Source organism: Dactylosporangium sp. NPDC005572 (assembly GCF_040605515.1).
Classification (GTDB): domain Bacteria; phylum Actinomycetota; class Actinomycetes; order Mycobacteriales; family Micromonosporaceae; genus Dactylosporangium.
Map to the genome: position 1 here is coordinate 1 of NZ_JBEXCY010000451.1, position 1,901 is coordinate 1,901.

Below are 1,901 nucleotides of genomic sequence, written 5' to 3' on the forward strand. Positions count from 1 at the left end.
CGGGCTCACGGGCGCCGTCGGCCCGAGCCCGCTCATCATGACCACGCTCGGCGTCTTCGTAATCCCCGTTACGGCCGACACCGGCTGGTCCCGAAGCCAGGTCACGGCTGCTTTTGGTCTCGCAGCTCTCGGTATGGCGATCGGCTTCCCCATCGTCGGCTGGCTTCTGAAGAAGTTCACGCTGCGGACGGTCGCCCTTCCCGGCCTCATTGGCTTCACCGTGAGCGTCGCCCTGATCGGCCTCCTAGGGCACACATTCCCGCTGTTCGCCCTGTTCTTCGGCCTACAGGGCATGTTCGGCTCGGCAACCGGCATCCCGTTCGCGAAGGCCACGGTGAGCTGGTTCGACAACAAGCGCGGCATCGCGATCGGGATCCAGGCGGGCATCGCGGCAATCGGCACCACGACCCTGCCGATCTACGCTTCGTTCCTAGTCTCGCAGTTCGGCTGGAACAATGCCTACGTCGTCCTCGCGGCCACCTCGGCCCTCGTGTCAATCTCGTCGCTCCTGCTCCTCGTACGCGTACGCGCCGAGCGGAGTGTGCGGGGACGGCTCGTGGAAACCGTCGTCGAGAACGACAAAGTGATAAACCTCGTGCTCCCCGGTGCCACGTTCCGAGGAGCGATTCGCACCCGGCACTTCTGGATGATCGCCACCGCACTTTCCATCGCCGCGATCGTCATCAACGGCCTTCAGATCAGCCTGGTGCCGATGCTCGTCGAGGGCAGCATCGACGCCTCCGCGGCTGCCGCGCTGCTGTCGGTGCTCGGCGTATTCTCGCTCATTGGCCGGATCGGCGGCGGTCTCCTGCTCGACCGCGTCCACGGTACGATCATCGGCGCGATCGTCATCGTCGCCCCGGCGGCCGGATTGCTGTTCCTGCACGCGCCGTTCATCAGCGCCCTCATCGCGTCGGCGTTCATCGGGCTCGCGATCGGACTCGAAGCAGACCTGCTGAGCTTCTTCATCACCCGCTACCTTGGCACGAGGGCGTTCCCACAGATCCTCGGCGTCACTCTCACACTGTTCCTCGTCGGCACGGCCGTCGGACCGCAGATCTTCAGCGCCTCCTATGACCGCCTCGGCTCCTACGACCCCGTCATTCCGTGGATGATCGGTGCGCTCGCCGTCTCGGCGGGCCTGGTCCTGGGACTCGGCCGGTACCGCTTCCCAGCCGTCGCCGGCTTCGACAAGGCGGCGACCCAGGACGAGTTCGGAGCTGCCGGGCTACTAGCCACCCAGACTGCGACCAGTGAGGATGAAGCACTGAAGCCCCCTCCACCTGGCGTGGACAACACTGCCCGAGCATCGCGAGCCCCGTCAGCGAAGGCTGGAACGCCAGCGCCGAGTTGATGTGTTCGGTGTCGGCGCCTCGATGCGTGCTTCCTGAGGTGCCTGTCGGCACCGACACGCAGTTCTCTCTCGGGCCGACATGGTGCAGGCACCGCCGGCCTCGCATGAGCCCTCAGCCCCGGACGTTTCGCACCGCGGCCGTTGGCGTTTCGCCGGCTTCGATGCCAAAGTCGGCTGCGCGGCGCCGAGCCCGGTGGTGAGCAGCCGCCCCTCCGGGTCGACCGCGTGCAGCCGACAATCCGAGACGGTGTACAGGGCCAGCGGCCTGTTCCCGATCCGCCACCGCCGCGTGTCACACGTCCCGCGCCAACCGCCGCTGCCTACACCGCCGCGGGATCAAGGCAACCATCCCGCCCAAGACCGACCAGGACGCCAACGGCCGCAAACTCGGCTCGAAGGGCGGCAGGCCGCCGCCCTTCGACCCGAAATCTACGCGATCAACGAATGGCTGTGACCGACTTCGACACACTGCCTAACCTCGGTCTTTCGCTGAATGTTGATCAAGGCGCTGTGGATGCCCGGTTGATGTCCGTCGGGTGGTCGGCTG

1 protein-coding gene and 1 pseudogene are annotated in these 1,901 nt (G+C 66.4%); both read left to right on the forward strand.

The genetic code is table 11. The features are described 5' to 3' along the window. Positions 1-1,354 (forward strand): MFS transporter (locus ABZS66_RS61530; protein WP_354774238.1); only part of this gene is annotated, 1,354 nt, incomplete at its 5' end. Between the two features lie 293 nt (positions 1,355-1,647). Continuing rightward, positions 1,648-1,764, forward strand: a pseudogene (locus ABZS66_RS61535) (IS5/IS1182 family transposase); the annotation flags it as partial. Positions 1,765-1,901: the final 137 nt, after the last annotated feature.